A 19,759-nucleotide genomic window follows, 5' to 3' on the forward strand; every position below is an offset into this window, starting at 1 on the left:
CCTATGTCTGATATCACTATCGTTGTGGATTGTAACGACGCGGATTTCGCCCGCGATATTTGCGCCGCCCTGCAGCAGTTTCCCGACGTCACGGCGCTTCTGCCCCATCACCAGGCGGCACGCGACGCCCAGTACGCCAGCTGCTGGTTCCCGGACCCGCAGCTGCTGAGCCGCTCGCCGGGGCTGAAGCTGATCCAGGCCGCGTCCGCCGGGGTCGATCATCTGCCGCCCGCGCTGTTCGCCAGCGAGATCCCGCTGTGCCGGGTGATCGATGAAGATTTTCGCCACGGCATGTTCGAATATGCTCTGTGGAGCGTCCTGTGGTTTCAGCGCCATTTCGACCGGGCGCTGGCCCACCAGCGGACCCAAACCTGGAAGCTCTATCCCCAGCGCGCCGCCGCCGACTTCCATATCGGCATTATGGGCCTCGGCGAAATTGGCGGCTATATCGCCGACCAGCTGGCCCGCCTTGGCTATCGGGTCTCTGGCTGGTCGCGCAGTGAAAAGCAGCTGGCTAGCGTCACCTGCTATCGCGGCGAGGAGGCGCTCGACAGCTTCCTCGGGTCGCTTGACGGACTGATTAACCTCCTGCCGCTCACCGCGCAGACCCGGGGTATCCTCGCCGCGCCGCTGTTCAGCCGGCTTCCCGCCGGAGCGGTATTAATCAACTGCGGGCGCGGAGAGCATATGGTCAATGAGGATGTACTGGCGGCGCTGGAGAGCGGCCAGCTCGCCGGCGCAGTGCTCGACGTCTTCCCGCAGGAGCCACTGCCGGCTGACGATCCGCTGTGGCGCCATCCGCAGGTGGTGATCACCCCGCATATGGCCTCTGCTGCCCCTGCCGAGGTGATCGCCCGCCAGCTGCTGGAGAACATTCAGCGCCAGCGTCGCGGGCTGCCGCTCAAAAACCTGGTCAATAAGCACGCCGGTTACTGATCCCCACCGATACCGTCGCTGCTACGCTTAATGGGTGATTCACAACCAAAAGGCAGGAACATGAAGATTGATTTATCGGGGAAAGTCGCGCTGGTCACCGCCTCCACGGCGGGTATTGGCTTTGCTATCGCCAAAGGCCTGGCGGAGAGCGGCGCAGAGATCATCATTAACGGGCGCAGCGAGCAGAGCGTGAACGCCGCCATCGCTCGTCTGCAAAATGAGGTGTCGAGCGCGAAGGTGCGACCCGCCATCGCCGACCTCAGCGGTGCCGACGGCGCAGCCCAGCTGCTGCGGGCGGTGACCGGCGTCGATATCCTGGTCAATAACGCCGGGATCTATGGCCCGCAGGATTTCTACGCCACCGACGACGCGACATGGGACAACTACTGGCAGACCAACGTCATGTCCGGCGTACGCCTGTCGCGGGGGCTGCTGCCGGCGATGGTCAGCAAAGGCTGGGGACGGGTGGTGTTTATCTCCTCGGAATCGGCGCGCAATATCCCGGCGGATATGATCCACTATGGCGTCACCAAGACCGCCCAACTGTCGCTGGCCCGCGGCCTGGCGAAATATGTCGCCGGCAGTGGAGTGACCGTTAACAGCGTTCTGCCGGGGCCGACGATTTCTGACGGCTTTGCCGAAATGCTGAAAGACGAAGTGGCGAGAACCGGCCAGTCGCTGGAGGAACTGGCGAAAGCGTTCGTCATGACCCACCGTCCGAGTTCGGTGATCCAGCGGGCGGCCTCGGTGGAAGAGGTCGCCAATATGGTGGTATACGTCTGCTCGCCGCAGGCGTCGGCCACCTCCGGCGCCGCGCTGCGCGTCGACGGCGGCGTGGTGGATGATATTCTCTGACGTCCTCTCATTCAGGGGAGTCCCCCTCCCCTGTCGTCTTTCCCGGCGCTAAAAAGCGCAAAACGTTAAAAAACCGCCGCAAAGTCGCACAAAGTGAACAGGAACATGTATTCCCAAAACTTATGATATTTGTTTTAAATATAAGTTGTGGTGTTAATGTCTCTGTTACGAAGCTTGCTTTTCTTTCTCGGCGCGGCGGTCGCGGCCGCCATCGCGGTACTCTGCCTGTGGGTGGATATTCGGGTATTTGGCAACGACATCCCGGAGGTGTCGCTGACTGAAGTGGTGCAGGAGAGCGTGCTGGCCGTCATCGTACTGGTTCACTTCCTGCTGGCGCGCAACTACCCCCACTTACGCTACAGCAATATCCTCATCGGCGGCTTCTTCCTCGCCATGCTGATCCGTGAGCTGGATGGCCTGTTTGATTTACTTTCCCATGGCAGCTGGGTGTGGTTTGCCCTGCTGGCCACCGCGGGGTCGCTGCTGGCGCCGCTGCGCCATCTGCGTCAGACCCTGTCGCAGCTGGCGGCTTATACCCGCACGCCCTATTACGGCATGATGATCAGCGGCCTGCTGGCGATTCTGGTCTTCTCGCGGCTGTTCGGCATGCACGGCCTGTGGTACGCCGTACTGAATGAGAACTTCGCCCGGGTGGTGAAAAATACGGTGGAGGAAGGCAGCGAGTCGTTTGGCTATATGCTGTGCCTGACCGCCACCCTCGGCTACGCCTGCTACTTCCGCGGTCTGGCGCGACAGGCGCTGTCGCCGCAGGGCTGACTGCGGCCGATAACCACCGCCGGACGCGCCCGCCGGCGGTGACGCGCCGCCGCGTTAACCGCGAATTTTCCACTTCCGTTTGAGAACCTCTTTGTCCTGGCTATCCAGCCACTGGTTCACTTTCTCCAGCAGCGCCGGATTATCTTTACTCATCATATACACCTTATCGCTGGCGGTGCCGGCGAACGGCGTCTCGTTGGCGACGCAGAACACACCGGGTTCTTTGCTCTGGTAATAGTCGCCTTCGATCAGATCGGTCACCATCATATCGGCCGTTTTCTGCCGCAGCGCCTCCAGATTATCGACGTTGTTCTGTACGCGAATAATCTGCGCCTGCTTAATATGCTCATCGACAAAGCTCTGGTTTGTGCCGCCAGGGTTGACGACCACCTTCACCTCCGGACGGTCAATCTTCTCCAGCGATCCAAGCCGTGGCGCAGCCTGACAGTTGGCTAAGGCGATTTTACCGTTCGCCACCACCGGGTGGCTGAGGGCGAAGTCCTTCGCCCGCGCCGGCGTCTGCGTCACGCCGCCCATCGCAATATCGAATTTGTCCGCCTGCAGATCGGCGGCGAGCGCGGGCCAGCTGGTGTAGACGAAGCTCACCTTCAGCCGCAGCGTGCGCCCGAGATCGCGGGCCATGTCGACGTCATAGCCCTGCAGCTCGCCGGCGGCATTGCGAAACGCCAGCGGGGCGTAGTCGCCCGGCACGCCGACCTTCAGTTCACCGCTGCGCTCGATGGTTTGCATATCGCGCGCCTGGGCGCCGCAGGTCATTATCGCCAGCGTCAGCGCCAGCCCCACCGTCAGTTTCATCTCGCCATCCTTATTGTTATCGGGTTTGCGCGCCGGGGTGGCGGGCCGCTTCTCAGTCAGCACCCTCCGCCGCGCGTAACAGGGAATTCATCCTATTTTTAAATTCCGGGACATACAACCCGGCGTGGCGGTTGCCGATCGCAAATCTGACAACGAAACAGGGCTACGCCCGGTGAATGATTTCTCATCCGCCGGGCGTAGCCTTACGCCAGCGATCGTATTTTCCAGCCTGACGTGATGTCGAAATTAGGTTCAAAAACAGCAGCAGTAAAAATCTAACTCATTGTATTAAAATAAAAAAACATTTTATCTCGCGATATTCCCCCTTCCACTCTGGTCATTGTCCGTCTTATTTACTCCGCTATTTCCCCACGCTAATATCCCGGTAAAGCGATAATAAATAACACGCGCAGATTATTTCCAGACGTAAATAAATTGGTAAGTTAAATAAACTAATTAAAAACATATCCAGTGCAAATAATTCCCCCCCCTGACGCGGCAGAATTCATGCTCTGGCGATCTGTTTTATCGGCAATACAGAAGGAAAGAAAATGAAATTAATCTCGCTGTGTCTGGCGACATTGGTTGCCGGACTGGTTGCCGGCCCGGTTGGCGCGGCAGACGGCACGCTGAACTTTATCGGTAAGGTTGTGAACGGGGCATGCAAGCTTGAGGGAGCGGGCGACAACGGGGTCATCAACGTCAGCATGGGCGACATACCGCTGTCGCGGCTGAAAAACAGTCAGTCTGGCACCGGGCCGGCGGTAGGTGTCGATATTCGCGTCAAAGATTGCGAGAAAGGCACCTACTATATTGTGGTGGATGGCCCCACCCCCACCGGCATGCCTGAACATCGCGTACTGGCCCTCGACGGCCGCGGCAAGCCGGCCGGCAACGTAGGAATTCTGCTCACCGACCGTACAGGCACTCCGCTCAGCCTCGATGAACGCATCGATCCGCAACACGATCCCCGCATTGAGATCCCGGTGGACGGCGGCTCCGGCACCTTCAGGCTCAAAGCTTTCTACTACACTTGGGATAAAGCCCACATGGATCCTGGCGACGGCAACGCGACGGCCCGGTTTACCATTATGCAGGAATAGCTTTCCGGTCAGGGATGAAACGTCGACGTAAAGGAAGCGATCATGAAAACTCAGGTGGCTGTTTTGCTCAGCGCATTGGCCTTTCAGGCCTGCGCCGGGATAACCATTAATGCCTCACGGGTGATCTATTCAGGAAAAGACAAAGTCGCCAGCCTGAATATCAATAACCGCAGCAGCACCCCCTATAAAGTGCAGATCTGGCTGGACGCCGGGCTCAATGCCTCGCGCGTCCGCCTGCCGATGGTGGCGACGCCGCCGCTGGTCTATTTATCGCCGCAGCAATCCGCCCAACTGCGCTTTATCTATCTCGGCAGCGGGCTGCCCGACGATCGGGAAAGCCTGTTCTGGGTCAATATCCAGGAGACGCCGCCGACCGCCGGCGGCAATCATACGCTGCAATTTGTCGTCCGCACCCGTCTGAAGCTGTTTTATCGTCCACCCGCCATCGCCACCACCCTCGTCAAAGAGGTGCAAAAGCTGCAGTGGCAGCAGAGCGGCAATAACCTGCGCTTGACGAACTCAGGCCCACTGCATATCACCCTGGTCAACGGAGCGCTGATCGATAATAAAGGCCACCTCTCGCCGATGAGAAACGTGATGCTCCGGCCCTACAGCAGCCATACCGTAATGACCACCGACAGCGCTCGCCTGTACCAGTTGAACTATATCGACGACTACGGCGCGGTGGTGCCGATCCCGCTGCAGGGCAGTCTGCCCCCGGGGCCAGGCTAGTTATACTCCAGGGCAAAGGTCACCATGCTATTGGCCGTGCCCGCCGCCACGGTGGCGTCGGTTTGCACATACTGCGCGTTAAAATTGATAGCCTCGGCGGTCCCGGCGCTGGCGCCGGTTACTCTTTTCAGGATCGGCAGATTGCTGGCCTCATTGATCTTAACGCTGGTGCCGTCGGGCTCCGCCGCGCCGGGGTTATTGCCGTAGGTCAGCTTCACGCCGACGCCGCTGGCGCTGTTGCTGACCTGGCTCAGCGCCAGGGTATCGCTCTCCACGCTGACGCCGAAAAAGCCGATGCGCACGTCGGTCGGCGTCGGACAGAACACCGGGATCGAAAAGCGCTTCGCCTGGCCGCCGGTGCTCCCTTTACCGTGAAACTCCGCCCGATTTACCGTGCCCAGAGTGACCTGGATCGACGACGTCGTCACCTGACAGCTACCGCTGCTGCCGATGTCCACGTTCAGGGCAGCCATATCGATACTGACCGGCGCGCTGGCGACATAGCTGGCGCTGCCGCTGGCCTGCTGCTCAATGGTCATCTCCCCCACCTGCGGCAGCGACGGCGAGTTGGTATGCGTCCCGTCCGCCAGCTGCACCGTCCCGGTTTTATAGAAGGTCACCGCGATCCTGACCGTGGTTTGCTGCTGCGTCATCAGCGCCGGGAGCATCGCGCTGTCGCACACCACCACCGACTCGCCGCCCGCGGAATGGCTGCCGTCGATAGCGCGCATCGGGCCGCCGGCGCACTGAAAGCTGAGCGAATACCCGATGCCGTCGATGGCGCTGGGGTAGACGTGCTGTCCATTAATCACCACCGGCGCGCCGCCGGTTTTCAGCTGCTTATAGACGATGCGTTTGGCGCTCGCCGTCGGCAGCTGCAGGTCGCAGGAAAAGGGGATCCCGCTGCCGTTATCCGCCATCGCGCTGGTCATCTGGGTATTGACCGGCAGCGTGGGTAAATACTTGATATTGGGAATATTGACCGTGGTCTGACCGATATTCGCGCGGCAGGTTTCCGCCCGCACGCCGGGAAGATAACCGCTCAGCGTCAGCAGAAAGAGGAAAGGAAGTAGACGAAAAACAGATTTCATAGCCGCCTCAGCGTGTCTGGCACAGTCCGGAGACGGTTTTCACCGTGTTCAGACTCTGCTGTGGGTTATCCGGAAGATGAAAATGCAGCCTGCAGCTCTGCGACTGGTTGTTCACGACCCAGCTCACCGCCAGGGTCCCCTCCTGCGGTACACCGCTGAGGTACACCTGGCCGCCGTCAGCCACCATGCCGCCCGGCGCATTGCCGCTCTCCTCCGCCGTGACCAATTGCGCGCTGGCGCCAAACGGTAACGGCCCCTGGGCATTGCGGAGGGTAAACAGCACCCGGTTGCCAATGTGGGTCCGGTAGTTGGCCATCACCACCGCGCCGCCGCTGGGGATCACCGTCTGCCCCTGCTGGTCGACGTCGGTATCATCCGCCATCGACTCCGTGTCGAGGGTAATGACATTTTTCCGATAGGCGGTGAGGGACGGCACCACGGCATAGCCGCGCCAGTCGGTGTGCACATTGTTGCCGTTTTGTACCGCCACCCCGGCGGCCCCCGGCGCGCGGACGATGGCGAAGCTCTCGCCCACCGTCTGGCCGAAAGTGACCCCGTGCGGATGCGCGACCACCGAGCCGGCGCCTCCCCAGGTCAGCTGGTTGCTGGCGGCGTCATGGCGATAGCCAAGCTGGGCGTTGCCGAAGCCGCCGTGGTAGTCGAGAGCAGCGCTGCTATTGCTGCCTCGTCCCTGATTGCCATAGCCCTGCTGAACCGAGTAGAACAGGTTCGGCCGCGACGGCACCGCGCCATACAGCGACACCTGCTGCGAGGTATAGCCATTGCTGTCCGAGGTGGTGTTGTAGCTCACCGCGCTGTCGGACAGCGGACCACCCAGCGGAATATTGATATTGAAAGACCAGGAGCGATCATTTTTTTGCTGACCGCTGGCGCGGGTGTAGTAATAGCCCACACCCCAGGAGATCCCTTTCCAGGCGCTGTAGAACCCGAGATGTACCGTCTCATCCCGGCTCTGCCGGTGCCAGTATTCCTGCGACCAGGCGGAAACCGCCAGACTCCCCAGATCGCCAAGGCTTTGTGACACCGAGATCTCTTCCCGTCGGCGCCGGTTGTCCACCTGCCCCTGCGCGCTTTCCAGGGCGCTGGCTTCGGCAAAATCGTAATAGCCGCTGGAGGAGTAGCGATAGCTGGCGAGGCTGAATGCGGTGCCCGAGCTGACAAAATTTTTCTGATACTGAGCGCGCAGCGAATGGCCCGCATAGCGCTTACCCGACGGGGTACGGGTGACGGCCTGGGTGACGTCGCCACCCAGCGATCCGAATTCGCCGAAGCCGCGGCCCAGGCCCAGCGCCCATGACTGATAGTCCTGGGCCAGCTGCGTGCCGCCGTAGAGGGTAAATCCTGCCGACAAACCATAGAACAGGGTGCCCTGCAGGAATTCCGGCGAGCGCACCGAATCCGCCCCGGAGTGGTAGCGGCCGGCGCTGAGGCTGAATTTGCCTCGCCCTTCGCGCAGCATATACGGCACGGCGGAATAGGGTTGGGTAAAGGTGCGCACCGAACCATTGCTCTCGGTCACCTTCACCTCCAGATCGCCGCTCTGCGAGGTGGGATAAAGATCGCTGATGGCGAACGCCCCCGGCGACACAAAGGTTTCGTAAATCACATATCCGTGCTGGGAGACGGTCACTTTGGCATTGCTGTGCGCCACGCCGCGAATGGTGGGGGCAAAGCCACGCTGGCTGTCCGGGAGCATCTCATCGTCAGACATCAGCTGTACGCCGCGAAACGGAATGCTGTCAAACACGTCGCCGGTGGTGTAAGTATCGCCGATCCGCAGCAGACTCTTCAGCGAGCGGACGTCGCGCTGCAGCCAGGTGCTCTGTGAATCCCAGTGTCGGCGCTGCTGGTCGTACTGCATTGAGGAGACGTTGCGCAGCCGCCAGGCGCCCAGGTTCACGCCGCTGCGTAAATTGAGATAGTTTGAGCGGCTGCTCTCCCCGTCATCGGCGTTCTTGATTTGCGCGCCGGAAAAATAGTAATCGACAAACGCGGCCGGCACGCCATCGTCCCAACGCGAGGGTTCGACATAGCCGCGGCTTTGCACGTTCATCGCCGCCTGGGGAATACTCAGCGTCAGGCGCTGGTTAGCGAAGGTGAAGCGGCTGCTGGCGTCGGGAATAAACTTCTCGATCCGGGTGAAGGTCTCACCCTCATGCAGCGTTTGAAAAGCCGGAAACGCGCTAACGTTAACCCCATACTCCGCCAGCTGCCCGGGCGTCAGCACCGGCTGCAGCTTCCCGCCATCGTCAACAAACGTAATATCGGCCTGGCCCAGCTCCTGGTCGTTAACCACCACGGTGACAGGGTAAGTCCCCGGCTGCTGTCCGCCGGGTTTGGCAAAGTAGTGCAGATCGGAGGTTTGCTGCTGCGGGTCGGCAAACTCCAGCGCCGCCGGGTCAAAATAGTCGTCAGCCAGCGCCCGGCTCAGCGGGCTGAGACAACAGATCATCGTCGGCAGCGTCGCCAGCGCCAGCGCCCGTCCGGCGGTGACGGGCAACGCGGCATACTCCCGCACCCTGGCTGTTGTTATTCTTTTCATGCTGGCGCCGTCCGGTAAGCTCATTACAAAGGGGAATTACTGCTGGGCGAAATCGCTGACGCCGCCGTAGTCGTTAATCGCCCGCCATTTGACGGTGCCGTGCCCGCTCACCGACCACGTTTTCTGACCGAAGGGGGCCACCATGCCAGGGTCGTCAATTGCCTGTCCGCCCACCGCGACGGAATAAAAAGAGACAAAATAGGGAGTGGGGTTTGCCACCGTCAGATGACCGCCGGACTGGCTAAACTTCAGCTGCTGCCAGGCTTTCGCCGGGTCGCCCGCCAGGCCGTTGGGGCGATAGAAGATTTTGAATTTCGACTTAATATTGACCTGCAGCTTGTTCACCTCGCCCTGGGGCGTCGGGGCGATACTTTTGACGTTCAGCCAGTAGACCGATTCACGGTCGCTGGGCAACGAGGCGCCAATAAAGTTAATGCGCAGGACGTTATTTTGCTCCGGATCGAGACGGAACAAGGGCGGTGTGACAATGAAGGGCACCCTGGCCTTATCGTTTTCCGCGTAATTTTCCACCCATGACTGCACCAGATAGGGCGTATGGGTATCGGCATTAGTGACTGAAATAGCAGCTTCACGCTTCCCTTCCTGATAAATCACACGGGTTCCACCCATGACAATACCGGCCTGCGCTGCCGTGGAGCATAGCAGAAAGGCCGCAACGGCAATTATTTTCTTCATCATGACTTACCATCAGGCAAAGGTTGAACAGACAATAAAATAAAGCAGCAAATAACAGAGCCAGTACCCGTCGGGATAATTAGCAAAAACAACTATACCGTCACGAATATATTTCATGACTTCATGACAATTATCTCTTTAGCTATCTGCAATTAATCAGGACGCAATGAACTGACTCTGAATAACGTGCAATATGATTAGTTATAAATCATATTGAAATTAGCCGTACCGTCGGCTTTACCTGCCGTCACGGTCGCCGCGGTGGAGACATAGTCGGCGTAAAACTCGAGGTCGGCAGTGCCGGTACCGCCGCTGGAACCCGGAGTGACCGTTTGTTTTGCGGTCGTTTTACCGAGGCTGACCGCCGTCGTCTGATCGTGCTCATACAGCTTAATGGCTACGCCTTTGGCGCCGCCGCCGTTGATGGCCAGCAGGGAGGTATCCGTCTGTTCACGCGCGCCGTCAAACAGCACGGCGACGGTAGTCACGCTGGCCGGGCAATCTTTCACTTTGATATGGAAAGGAGTTTTCGTGGTTTCGGCGCCGGTGCCGGTAAAATAGTTGCTGGCCCATTTGCCCAGATCCACAGGCTGGCCGGAAGAATTACTATCGACGTTGCAAGAGCTGTCGGTGATCGACCCATTGAAGGTGATCTGCCCGCCGGCGCCTTGCGCACTGGTGCCCGAGTTTGGATTAATGGTATTGGCCGCAGTAGCCTGGAAGGCGACGCCAGAAAGCAGCGCCCCTATGAGGATGGTGATAAAGCGAGGTTGTTTTTTCATTATTTATCTCATCGTTAACGAATATATTTTCCATCATCGCCAATAGCTCCATAGCTATCGCGAAACGGCTCGTCAGCTCCTCCCTGTAAATGTTCATTGCGTTCCTTCCGCAGGATAGTAGGCACACGTTCTCTCCACTCTGCTTTATTTCGCCAACAGATGGCCATGAATGACAAGCAGAAGAAAAAAGAGTTATTTTGATGTGCGAAATAAATATATTACCCGAAGTATCAAAAGGCAACCCGAGTAAATGTTAATTGTAGGTTAACAACTGTATTCGCCATAAAGTTAATTTTTGAAATGGCTTTTCAATGTTAATTTACATATCTATACAAAAGAAATTAAAATACCTTTAAACAACAACAGATCAATTCCATTAACAAATTTAAAGATAAGTGTTCAAAAAGTCGTCTTGTTTTATTGTGCGCTTGCCGGGCAGCACCAAAAAATTAGGAATTTTCCTGGTATTAATATTCATCATTTCTACACAAACGACGAAAAGACAGTCAGCCCCCATCCGATAATTTCTTGTTCTGGAAGTGTTTTTATTTTCAAGTGAAAGTGGTTATATCAGTGATGTGAATATATTGCCGTTGCCGCCGATACAAACCCATCGTTTGCATGGGGTTATTTTGAAGTAAAAAAAATCCGCAACCCGAATGGATTGCGGACTGGGGATCAATCAGAAATGAGATGGACTTCAGAACAGGCCCAGCGGCGCGGTGCCGTAGCTCACCAGCAGGTTTTTGGTTTGCTGATAGGCATCCAGCGCCATCTTGTGCGTTTCCCGGCCGACGCCGGACTGTTTATAGCCGCCGAACGCCGCATGCGCCGGATAGACATGATAGCAGTTGGTCCATACGCGACCCGCTTTTATGCCGCGGCCCATGCGATAGGCGAGGTTGGTATCGCGCGTCCACACCCCAGCGCCGAGGCCAAACTGGGTCTCATTGGCGATAGCCAGCGCTTCCGCTTCGTCCTTAAAGGTGGTCACCCCGATCACCGGCCCAAAGATCTCCTCCTGGAAGGAGCGCATATCGTTGCGGCCTTTAATTAGCGTGGGCTGAATATAAAAACCATTATCCAGCGCCGGCGCGATAGCCGCCCGCTCGCCGCCGGTCAGGATTTGGCCGCCCTCTTCCCGGGCAATCTGAATATATGAGAGGATCTTGTCGAACTGCTGGCGGGAAGCCTGGGCGCCGATCATGGTGTCGGTATCTAACGGATCGCCGCGGCGGATCTGCGCCACCTTCTCCATGACCCGCGCCATAAAGGGCTCATAGATGGATTCATGGATCAGCGCCCGCGACGGGCAGGTACAGACCTCACCCTGGTTGAAGAAGCCAAGCACCAGCCCCTCCACCGCCTTCTCAATAAACTCCTCTTCTCCCTCCATCACATCGGCGAAGTAGATATTGGGCGATTTGCCCCCCAGCTCGACGGTGCAGGGGATAATATTCTCCGCCGCGCAGGCGAGAATATGCCGCCCGACCGGCGTGGAGCCAGTAAATGCCAGCTTGGCGATGCGTTTGCTGGTGGCCAGCGCCTCGCCCGCCTCTTTGCCGAAACCCTGCACCACGTTCAGCACCCCGGCCGGGAACAGATCGCCGATCAGCTCCAGCAGCAGAGTAATACTCAGCGGCGTCTGTTCCGCCGGCTTGAGCACCACGCAGTTACCCGCCGCCAGGGCCGGGGCCAGCTTCCACGCGGCCATCAGCAGCGGGAAGTTCCACGGGATAATCTGACCGACAACCCCCAGCGGTTCATGGAAATGGTAAGCTACCGTGGTTTCATCAATCTCGGCGGTACTCCCCTCCTGGGCGCGCAGGCAGCCGGCGAAGTAGCGAAAATGATCCACCGCCAGCGGCAGGTCGGCGTTCAGCGTTTCGCGGATCGGTTTCCCGTTGTCCCAGCTCTCCGCCACCGCCAGATATTCCAGATGCTGTTCAATACGATCGGCGACCTGCAGCAGCAGCCTGGAGCGCTGCTGCACTGAGGTTTTGCCCCACGCCGGCGCCGCACGGTGGGCGGCGTCGAGGGCGAAGTCAATGTCTCTGGCATCCGACCGGGGAAACTGCGCAATGTTGCTGCCGTCTACCGGGGAGGTATTCATAAAGAATTCACCGCTCAGCGGCTCGACAAATTTACCGTCAATAAAGTTGCCGTAAGCGGATTTAAGTGAAACCAGGGCGCCGGGCTGGCCAGGGTGTGCATAACGCATCGCAATTCTCCTTCTGTAGGGTTGAGACGCAGCGGCATATTGATTTTTTAAACTTGCCGCCGAACGCTTCTCACTTTGCAGGGGTTATGCCAGTTTTTTATTTACTTTAAATCTTTTTATTTATTAATAGGTTGCCTTCACTAACTGGGCGAATGGTCAGCCACTGTTGCCCGGGTTTCCACTTATGTGTTGCAAATCGCAACACCAAATAAACCAAATAGCTACAATATTGCAACACAGCAACATCGACCCAGAGGTGCCCTGTGCCAGGCAATCCCTTTCTTCTCGCACCAGAGGTTAACGCCAATCCCCTGCTGAGCGATTCATGGTCTCGCTGCCAGCGCTACGGTCTGGATCCCGCTACCGAGGATTTTCCCCGCCTCGACGCCGGCGAGCTGGCGGATCGACTCGCCAGCCACCGCAGCCTGCAGCAGTTGGCGCAGCCGGTGGTGGAAGCCCTGTCGCGCCAGGTGGCGGACCTGCAGTCGGTGGTGATCCTCTCCGACCCCGGCGGTCTGGTGCTGCACACCGTCGGCGATACCCAGGCGATGCAAAAGGCGCAGCGCGTGGCGCTGGCGCCCGGCAATCTGTGGAGCGAAAGCGGGCGTGGGACCAACGCCATCGGCACCGCGCTGGCGATTGACGACGGCTGCGAAATCGATGGCCGTCAGCACTTTCTCACCCGCAACCAGAATCTGTACTGCGCGGCGATGCCGCTCCAGCGGCCGGACGGAAGTATCGCCGGCGTGCTGGATATCTCCGGCCCGGCGGATTTTCCCCACCAGCATACCTTTGGCTGGGTGAAAGCAGCGGCAAAGCAGATTGAGTATCTGTGGGTGAAGCAGAGCCTGCATCCTGAGCAGTGGCTGATGAGCCTGCACCGGCAGGTGGACAAGCTCGACAGCGTCGAGGAGCTGCTGCTGGTCTTTTCCGATAACGTCCTCACCGCCGGCAACCGGCTGGCGATGCGCGAGTTCGGCCTGAGCGCGGCGCAGTTTGGCCAGCTCACCTTTGCGTCGCTTTTTCCGACGCTGACGCAAACGGCGGTCAGCGTTCCCCTGCCGCTGACCACCCCGCAGGGTCGCTATCACTATCGCCTGCGCGAGCCCACCCGCCGCCGGGTGGCGGTGAGCGCCCCGCCGGCCATGCAGCTCCCCTTCACCAGCCCGCGGGAAGGCGAAAAGCTGCTCCGGCTGCTTAACGCCGGCATCGCGCTCTGTATTGAGGGGGAAACCGGCAGCGGCAAAGAGTATGTCAGCCGCACGCTGCACCAGCACAGCCGCTGGCGCAGCGGTAAATTCGTCGCCATTAACTGCGCCGCCATCCCGGAATCGCTGATCGAGTCCGAGCTTTTCGGCTACCAGCCGGGGGCGTTTACCGGCGCCAGTAAAAATGGCTATATCGGCAAAATCCGCGAAGCCGAGGGCGGGGTGCTGTTTCTTGATGAGATCGGCGATATGCCGCTGGCGCTGCAGACCCGCCTTCTGCGGGTACTGCAGGAGAAAGAGGTGGCGCCGCTGGGCGCCAGCCGCAGCGTGCCGGTGAACTTCGCCTTGATCTGCGCCACGCACCGCAACCTGACCCAGCGGGTCAGTGCCGGCGAATTCCGCGAAGATCTACTGTGGCGCCTGCGGGAGTATGCCCTGGCGCTGCCTCCGCTGCGCGAGTGGCCAGCGCTGGAAACCTTTATCGCCACCCTGTGGCGCGACCTGGGCGGCGCTTCGCGCCGGGTGACGCTGTCCACCGCGCTGCTGATCCACCTCAGCCAGCTGCCGTGGCCGGGAAACGTACGCCAGCTGCAGAGCGTCCTGAAGGTGATGCTGGCCCTCGCCGATGAGGGCGACACATTAACGCCCGATGCGCTGCCGGAGACATATCGCACCGCGCCTGCGCCGCTGCCGCGCGGGGGATTGCAGGCCCATGACGAGCAGTTGATTGTCGATACCCTCGCCAGAGTCAACGGCAACGTCAGCCGGGCGGCGCAGATGTTGGGCATCGCCCGCAGCACGTTATACCGTCGCGCCGCCCGTGCCGGACGGCCACGCCGCTGAGACTATGGCGTAAAGCGCGCCGGCAGCCAGGAGAACATCCGCCGGCTGACGGCCTCGCACAGCAGCACCAGTCGTGGGCCGACCGCCTGCCAGACTCGCTTCGCCACGATGACCCCACCGACGGCGACCAGGGCCGCGCCCACCATATCCAGCGGAAAATGCACCCCAAGATAGATCCGCGACCAGGCCACCGGCAGCGCGGCCAGCAGCATCAGCAGGCCAAGCGCCCGCAGGCGCAGCGACAGCAGCGCAAACGCAGCACTGAACATTACCGTACCGTGATCGCTGGGAAAGCTGTTATCCGCCGGATGGCTTATCCAGGTATGGCCGAGGGGGATCATAAACGGCCGCGGATGGAACCAGAGCGTCCCGCACACCATCCCCAGCCCGAGGGAAATGATCACGGCCAGGGTCATAAACAGCGCCTGACGATGTCCCTCACGGCCACCGAGAAACCACAGGCCGAGCGCGATCGTCGGCATCATAAACACAATGCCATTGGCGCAAAAACTGGCCAGCGACAGCAGGCCATCCGCGGCGCCAGGCTGCGCGTTAAGCGCGAAAAAAACAGATTGATTCAGGGTTTCCAGGGCGTTCATGGCGATAGCTCTCAGTCGTCATCTTTCTGTCATTATCGCCCGGATGCCTTAAGATACCCTTAACCGCTGGGCGGTGTGCTTTTAGCAAGGCGCAGTCCTTCCCGCAGGGCATCGATCGCCACCCGCGTTTTTTGCGGCAGCCACGGCCCTTCCGGCCACACCGCGTGGATAGCGAAACGCACACGGCCGCTGGGCGCCAGAACCTGCTGCAGCGTCCCGTCGGCGAGCGCCTGCGCCACCAGCCAGTCCGGCAGCCAGGCGATGCCCATCCCCTGCTGCGCCGCGGCGGCGATGGCGGCAAAGTCATCCTGCACCAGCCACGCCTCCGGGGTGAAGCGCACTTCGCCCTGCTGCGGGTCGTAAAGTTGCCATTTTTGCAGCTGACCGTTATGCAGATAGCCGAGGGTGCGGTGCTCGCTCAGCCCGGCGATGGTCTGCGGCGCCGGCTGGCGGCGCAGGTACTCCGCCGCCGCGCACAGCACCATGCCATGCTCCCCCAGCGCCCGCGCCCGTAGCGACCCGGTATCGGCCAGGCTCCCGATACGCACCGCGAGATCAAACCCCTCTTCCAGCAAATTGACCTGCCGGTCGCTGTAGTGGAGCTCGAGCTTCAGCAGTGGATAGCGCTGACTCAGGCGGAACAGCAGCGGCGCCACGCAGCGCTGGCCAAACAGCACCGGCAGCGAAATCCGCAGCCGTCCCTGCACCTCGCCTTTGCCGCGCTGCAGCGCTTCTTCGGCCTCGCGAATGCGACCCAGCGCCTCCCGACACTGGTGATAAAATTGCTCTCCCTCTTCCGTCAGCAGTTGCCTGCGGGTGGTGCGCTGGAATAGCGCCACGCCGAGACGCGCCTCCAGCCGGGCAATGGTTTTCCCCACCGCCGATCGCGTGACGTGGAGGATCGTCGCCGCGCTGGCAAAGTTACCGCTCTCGACCACAGTGACAAACACCGGGATCGCGTTCAGATCGTCGCGCACAGATTGGTTCCTTATGGGATACAATAGCGGAAAATAATGTCACTCCAGAGAGAAAAAAGACAGTGTTAGTCTCTGCCTCTACCCTTTACCTGAGGCACTTATCATGGCTAACGTTCTGGTATTAAAATCCAGCATTAATGGCGAAACGTCCCTGACCAATCAGCTGATTAACGAATTTCTCGCGGCGCGCCAGGCGGCGGGTCACCCCGATCGGATCCGCGAACACGATCTCAGCGCCATGGCGCTGCCGACGCTGGATGGCGCGCTGTTCGCCGCCCTGCGCGGGGCGGCGGATCCGCAGCCGGCCATCCGCGCGGCGGTTGCGCTCTCCGACCAGCTTATCGCCGAGTTAAAAGCCAGCGACCTGCTGGTGATCGGCGCCCCGATGTATAACCTCAACGTCCCGACCGATCTGAAGAAATGGTTCGACCTCGTGGCGCGGGCGCGGGAAACCTTTCGCTACACCGACAGCTGGCCGCAGGGGCTGGTCGAGGGCGTCCGGGCGGTGGTCGTCAGCAGCCGCGGCGGTATTCACCAGGGCGAAAGCACCGACGCCGTCACCCCCTATCTGCGCGCGGTGCTGGGGCTGATGGGGATCCATGAGGTGGAGTTTATCTATGCCGAAGGGCTGGATAACCGCCCGCACGGTCGCGACGCCGGGATCGCCAGCGCCCGTGCGCAGATAGCCGATCTCGCCGTTCCGGCCTGAGTCACGGGAAAATGTGCTGGCGCTGGCGGTCTTTTTATTTTAGAGTTATCTAAATTTAGAAAAAGCTAAAATACATGACCACACCTGAAGATCTGCAGGCCCGCGCCGGAGAAGCCGCCACGCTAATGAAAGCGATGAGCAATCCTCACCGATTGCTGATCCTGTGCATGCTGTGCGACGCGCCGCGGGCCAGCGCCGGTGAACTCGCCCGCGCCACCGGCCTGAGCCCTTCCGCCACCTCGCAGCATCTCGCGCGGATGCGTGACGAGGGGCTGATCGACAGCGAACGCGACGCTCAGCGTATTCACTATTTCATCACCCATCCTGCAGTACAGCAGGTGATCAACACGCTGAAAACGCTCTATTGCCCGTGAGGAGCCTATGACCATCGCCACCTTAACCCCTGCCGAAGCCCGGGCGCAGATTGCCCAGGGCGCGAGACTGATAGATATCCGCGATGCGGATGAATACGCGCGCGAACATATTCCCGATGCCGAGCTGGTGCCGCTCGCCGCCCTGAACGGCGGCGCGACCCTAAACGCCCGGGCCGGCGAGCGCGTGATTTTTCACTGCCAGGCCGGCTCCCGGACGCAGAATAACGCCATTCGTCTGGCCGCCGCCGCCGCGCCGGCGCAGGTCAGCCTGCTGGCGGGTGGGATTCAGGCGTGGAAAGCCGCGGGGCTCCCGGTTGAGGAAGATAAATCGCAACCGCTGCCGCTGATGCGCCAGGTGCAAATTGCCGCTGGCGTTCTGATTTTACTGGGGGTGCTGCTGGGCTATACCGTGAACGGCGGCTTTTTCCTGCTCAGCGGCGCGGTCGGCGCCGGGCTCACTTTCGCCGGGGTGACCGGCTTTTGCGGCATGGCGCGCCTGCTGGCGATCATGCCGTGGAACCGGCGCCAGGGGAGTTAAAACGCACTCCAGATAAGCCAGGCAATGCCGCCGAAAAGCAGCCATTTGACGATGTAATAGACCGTCTTATTCCATTTTTTCAGCCGCTTGCCGACAATACGGATCTGGTAGATATAGCGAAATGCCCGGTTAATTCCGCCGGTGCGATCGCTGGCGTCGTTGGGCGCCGAGGCGGCGCTCATCAGATAGCGCCCCAGCCAGTGGTTGACCTTCTGCGCCCAGCGGTAGCGCATCGGCCGTTCAATATCGCAGAACAGAATCAGTCGATTCTCACCGCTGGTATTTTCTGCATAGTGGATATAGGTCTCGTCAAACAGCACGCCTTCCCCGTCGCGCCAGCTGTAGCGCTGACCATCCACCTCGATAAAGCAGCGGTCATCGTTCGGCGTCGCCAGGCCAAGATGAAAGCGCAGGGAACCGGCGTAGGGGTCGCGATGGCGCGGCAGACGGCTGCCGTCCGGCAGGGTGGCAAACATAGCCGCTTTTACCGACGGGATATCCCGCAGCAGCGCGGTAGTTTGCGGACAAAGCTGGCTGGCGGAAGGATGGGCATCCTCATACCATTTCAGATAAAAGCGTTTCCAGCCGGTTTTAAAAAATGAGTTAAATCCGGCGTCGTTATATTTATCGGCCGCTTTAATCTGCTCCAGTTGCTGGAGGCGGATCCCTTCTTCGCGAATAACCAGCCAGTTCTGCTGCAATATCGCCAGCTCGGGAAACATCTCCGGGCGCAGATAAGGCGTATTCGGTACGCGGGAAAATAAATACATAAATCCATTCAGCGGCGCGGTAAATGTGGAATGGTCGGAGAGCTGTCGCCAGAAACGATAGCGCACCCGTCCGCGGTAATGGACATACAGTACAGCAATAACAATGATCAACAGAATGATATACTTCATGGTGTCTTTCCTGACCTGATTGGTGGTAACCCTACCCTCGCCGTCCCCCCTTCTCAGCAGCGGTATGGCGCCAGCAAAACATTAACAACTCTAATACATATACCTCCAAATTGTTTTAACAAAAAACAGCACACCCGGTGTTCAGTGAACGGGCGTTGAGCTATGGTTTAGGTTCATACGTAGTATTAACAGTGAGGAGTGAATGATGTTTTCTGTCGGCGATCTGGTGCAACCGCGTGCGGGCGGGCCAAAACTGAAAGTGATCGAAGTGCAGGGCGAGGATCTGGTGGTGGTTCAGGCCGCTCAGGAGCAGGGAGAACGCTATACGCTGAAGTCAGACGAGGTGACGCGATATCAGGAAGAGGGAGACTTCGGCGTCTGCTGAAGCTCCCTCGCTGCAGGTCATAAGGCCAGGCCGGGCGGTGGTCTTCCCCGCCGTCGTGGCGCTGGCCGAATCGGTTTTAAATTAAAAAGCTGTCCAGCGATTTCCCCTCGGCGACCGCCTGGGCAATCGGCTTCGGCATTCTTCCCTGGCCGGTCCAGGTTTTCTCGGCGCCGGTATGATCGGTATAACGATATTTCGCCGGGCGCGGTTTCCGCTTTTTACCGCCCGCCATCGGCGGCTGAATATCGGCCACCAGCTCGTCAGGAGAAATACCGTCGGCGCGCATCAGCTCAAGCCAGGTATTCACTTTTTCCTGATATTCCGCTTGCTGCTGTGCCGCCAGCTGCTGTTGCGTACGTATTTCTTCAGTGACGATCCTGAGCTTTTCCAGCATCTCTTCAAGCACGTCAATGGAGAATTCACGGGACAGCGCGCGCAGTGAACGGATATTATTCAGTTTGTGTAACATTGAAGACATAAAATTAAAAAATTCCAAATAGCAAATTAAAAGACACAACGCGGCAAGTGTAATAGAAACGTTTATTTATTTCCAGCCTGCGGTTGTCCAGATAAATATATTATGCAGAGAGTAAATCTCTTCCGCCTGCCCTATATCGGAAAATCCCCGGTTCTTTTTCGCCAGCGCGGGCCAACG

At 59.4% G+C, this 19,759-nt stretch carries 18 protein-coding genes and 2 pseudogenes; 10 read left to right on the forward strand and 10 right to left on the reverse strand.

The window, feature by feature from the left end; genetic code table 11:
* Positions 1 to 3 precede the first annotated feature (3 nt).
* The 3 genes from ABLV76_RS03155 (at position 4) to ABLV76_RS03165 (ending at position 2,568) form a co-directional block, all read left to right on the forward strand.
* Positions 4 to 936, forward strand: coding sequence for a glyoxylate/hydroxypyruvate reductase A (locus tag ABLV76_RS03155; protein WP_048295407.1), 933 nt, complete (start codon positions 4 to 6; stop codon positions 934 to 936).
* Between the two features lie 60 nt (positions 937 to 996).
* Positions 997 to 1,791 (forward strand): SDR family NAD(P)-dependent oxidoreductase, encoded by a 795-nt coding sequence (locus tag ABLV76_RS03160; RefSeq protein ID WP_348878181.1) that lies wholly within the window; start codon positions 997 to 999, stop codon positions 1,789 to 1,791.
* Positions 1,792 to 1,947: 156 nt separating this feature from the next.
* Complete coding sequence (locus ABLV76_RS03165) at positions 1,948 to 2,568, forward strand: hypothetical protein (protein WP_048295408.1); 621 nt, start codon at positions 1,948 to 1,950, stop codon at positions 2,566 to 2,568.
* Between the two features lie 54 nt (positions 2,569 to 2,622).
* On the opposite strand, the pseudogene ABLV76_RS03170 reads toward ABLV76_RS03165, so the two are convergent.
* Positions 2,623 to 3,475: pseudogene (locus tag ABLV76_RS03170) on the reverse strand (transporter substrate-binding domain-containing protein).
* 460 nt (positions 3,476 to 3,935) lie between these two features.
* Here ABLV76_RS03170 and ABLV76_RS03175 point away from each other — a divergent pair.
* The gene (locus tag ABLV76_RS03175) at positions 3,936 to 4,487 is read left to right on the forward strand and encodes a fimbrial protein (protein WP_048295413.1); all 552 of its coding nucleotides are present in this window, start codon (positions 3,936 to 3,938) and stop codon (positions 4,485 to 4,487) included.
* A gap of 42 nt (positions 4,488 to 4,529) precedes the next feature.
* Positions 4,530 to 5,219, forward strand: coding sequence for a molecular chaperone (locus tag ABLV76_RS03180; protein WP_348878182.1), 690 nt, complete (start codon positions 4,530 to 4,532; stop codon positions 5,217 to 5,219).
* Here the strand turns inward: ABLV76_RS03180 and ABLV76_RS03185 are convergent.
* The 5 genes from ABLV76_RS03185 to ABLV76_RS03205 all read right to left on the reverse strand — a co-directional run bounded on the left by ABLV76_RS03185 (position 5,216) and on the right by ABLV76_RS03205 (position 12,572).
* Positions 5,216 to 6,310: a fimbrial protein gene (locus ABLV76_RS03185; protein WP_348878183.1), complete on the reverse strand. Its 1,095-nt coding sequence runs from the start codon at positions 6,308 to 6,310 to the stop codon at positions 5,216 to 5,218. The genes ABLV76_RS03180 and ABLV76_RS03185 overlap by 4 nt on opposite strands.
* Positions 6,311 to 6,317: 7 nt before the next feature.
* On the reverse strand, positions 6,318 to 8,873 hold the full coding sequence (locus ABLV76_RS03190; RefSeq protein WP_264923703.1) for a fimbria/pilus outer membrane usher protein: 2,556 nt from the start codon (positions 8,871 to 8,873) through the stop codon (positions 6,318 to 6,320).
* Between the two features lie 36 nt (positions 8,874 to 8,909).
* Positions 8,910 to 9,572: a molecular chaperone gene (locus ABLV76_RS03195; RefSeq protein WP_032426129.1), complete on the reverse strand. Its 663-nt coding sequence runs from the start codon at positions 9,570 to 9,572 to the stop codon at positions 8,910 to 8,912.
* 194 nt (positions 9,573 to 9,766) lie between these two features.
* Positions 9,767 to 10,351 carry a fimbrial protein gene (locus ABLV76_RS03200; protein WP_004205729.1) on the reverse strand — a complete coding sequence of 195 codons (585 nt, stop codon included), beginning with the start codon at positions 10,349 to 10,351 and terminating at the stop codon, positions 9,767 to 9,769.
* A 700-nt stretch (positions 10,352 to 11,051) separates the two neighbouring features.
* Positions 11,052 to 12,572: an aldehyde dehydrogenase family protein gene (locus tag ABLV76_RS03205; RefSeq protein ID WP_108433581.1), complete on the reverse strand. Its 1,521-nt coding sequence runs from the start codon at positions 12,570 to 12,572 to the stop codon at positions 11,052 to 11,054.
* Between the two features lie 263 nt (positions 12,573 to 12,835).
* Here ABLV76_RS03205 and ABLV76_RS03210 point away from each other — a divergent pair, with 263 nt between their 5' ends.
* On the forward strand, positions 12,836 to 14,623 hold the full coding sequence (locus ABLV76_RS03210) for a sigma-54-dependent Fis family transcriptional regulator (protein ID WP_017900623.1): 1,788 nt from the start codon (positions 12,836 to 12,838) through the stop codon (positions 14,621 to 14,623).
* A gap of 2 nt (positions 14,624 to 14,625) precedes the next feature.
* Here ABLV76_RS03210 and ABLV76_RS03215 read toward each other — a convergent pair whose 3' ends face one another.
* Both ABLV76_RS03215 and ABLV76_RS03220 read right to left on the reverse strand, forming a co-directional pair.
* Positions 14,626 to 15,222 (reverse strand): undecaprenyl-diphosphatase, encoded by a 597-nt coding sequence (locus ABLV76_RS03215; protein WP_004205726.1) that lies wholly within the window; start codon positions 15,220 to 15,222, stop codon positions 14,626 to 14,628.
* A gap of 59 nt (positions 15,223 to 15,281) precedes the next feature.
* Positions 15,282 to 16,199: a LysR family transcriptional regulator gene (locus ABLV76_RS03220; RefSeq protein ID WP_032456493.1), complete on the reverse strand. Its 918-nt coding sequence runs from the start codon at positions 16,197 to 16,199 to the stop codon at positions 15,282 to 15,284.
* A gap of 103 nt (positions 16,200 to 16,302) precedes the next feature.
* On the opposite strand from ABLV76_RS03220, the gene ABLV76_RS03225 reads away from it, so the two are divergent.
* The 3 genes and pseudogenes from ABLV76_RS03225 (at position 16,303) to ABLV76_RS03235 (ending at position 17,836) form a co-directional block, all read left to right on the forward strand.
* Complete coding sequence (locus tag ABLV76_RS03225; protein WP_004205724.1) at positions 16,303 to 16,908, forward strand: NAD(P)H-dependent oxidoreductase; 606 nt, start codon at positions 16,303 to 16,305, stop codon at positions 16,906 to 16,908.
* Positions 16,909 to 16,982: 74 nt separating this feature from the next.
* Positions 16,983 to 17,282, forward strand: coding sequence for a metalloregulator ArsR/SmtB family transcription factor (locus tag ABLV76_RS03230; protein WP_049115872.1), 300 nt, complete (start codon positions 16,983 to 16,985; stop codon positions 17,280 to 17,282).
* Positions 17,283 to 17,289: 7 nt separating this feature from the next.
* Positions 17,290 to 17,836: pseudogene (locus tag ABLV76_RS03235) on the forward strand (rhodanese family protein).
* Here the strand turns inward: ABLV76_RS03235 and lpxO are convergent.
* Positions 17,817 to 18,719 (reverse strand): lipid A hydroxylase LpxO, encoded by a 903-nt coding sequence (gene lpxO / locus ABLV76_RS03240; protein ID WP_004205722.1) that lies wholly within the window; start codon positions 18,717 to 18,719, stop codon positions 17,817 to 17,819. The pseudogene ABLV76_RS03235 and the gene lpxO overlap by 20 nt on opposite strands.
* Before the next feature lie 205 nt (positions 18,720 to 18,924).
* Between lpxO and ABLV76_RS03245 the strand changes: the two genes are divergently transcribed.
* Positions 18,925 to 19,104 carry a hypothetical protein gene (locus tag ABLV76_RS03245; RefSeq protein ID WP_004205721.1) on the forward strand — a complete coding sequence of 60 codons (180 nt, stop codon included), beginning with the start codon at positions 18,925 to 18,927 and terminating at the stop codon, positions 19,102 to 19,104.
* 76 nt (positions 19,105 to 19,180) lie between these two features.
* Here the strand turns inward: ABLV76_RS03245 and stpA are convergent, their stop codons facing one another.
* The gene (stpA, locus tag ABLV76_RS03250; RefSeq protein ID WP_023290746.1) at positions 19,181 to 19,582 is read right to left on the reverse strand and encodes a DNA-binding protein StpA; all 402 of its coding nucleotides are present in this window, start codon (positions 19,580 to 19,582) and stop codon (positions 19,181 to 19,183) included.
* Between the last annotated feature and the right edge of the window lie 177 nt (positions 19,583 to 19,759).

The sequence above is a fragment of the Klebsiella sp. GB_Kp047 genome, from assembly GCF_040065235.1.
GTDB classification, from domain to species: Bacteria; Pseudomonadota; Gammaproteobacteria; order Enterobacterales; family Enterobacteriaceae; genus Klebsiella; species Klebsiella quasipneumoniae.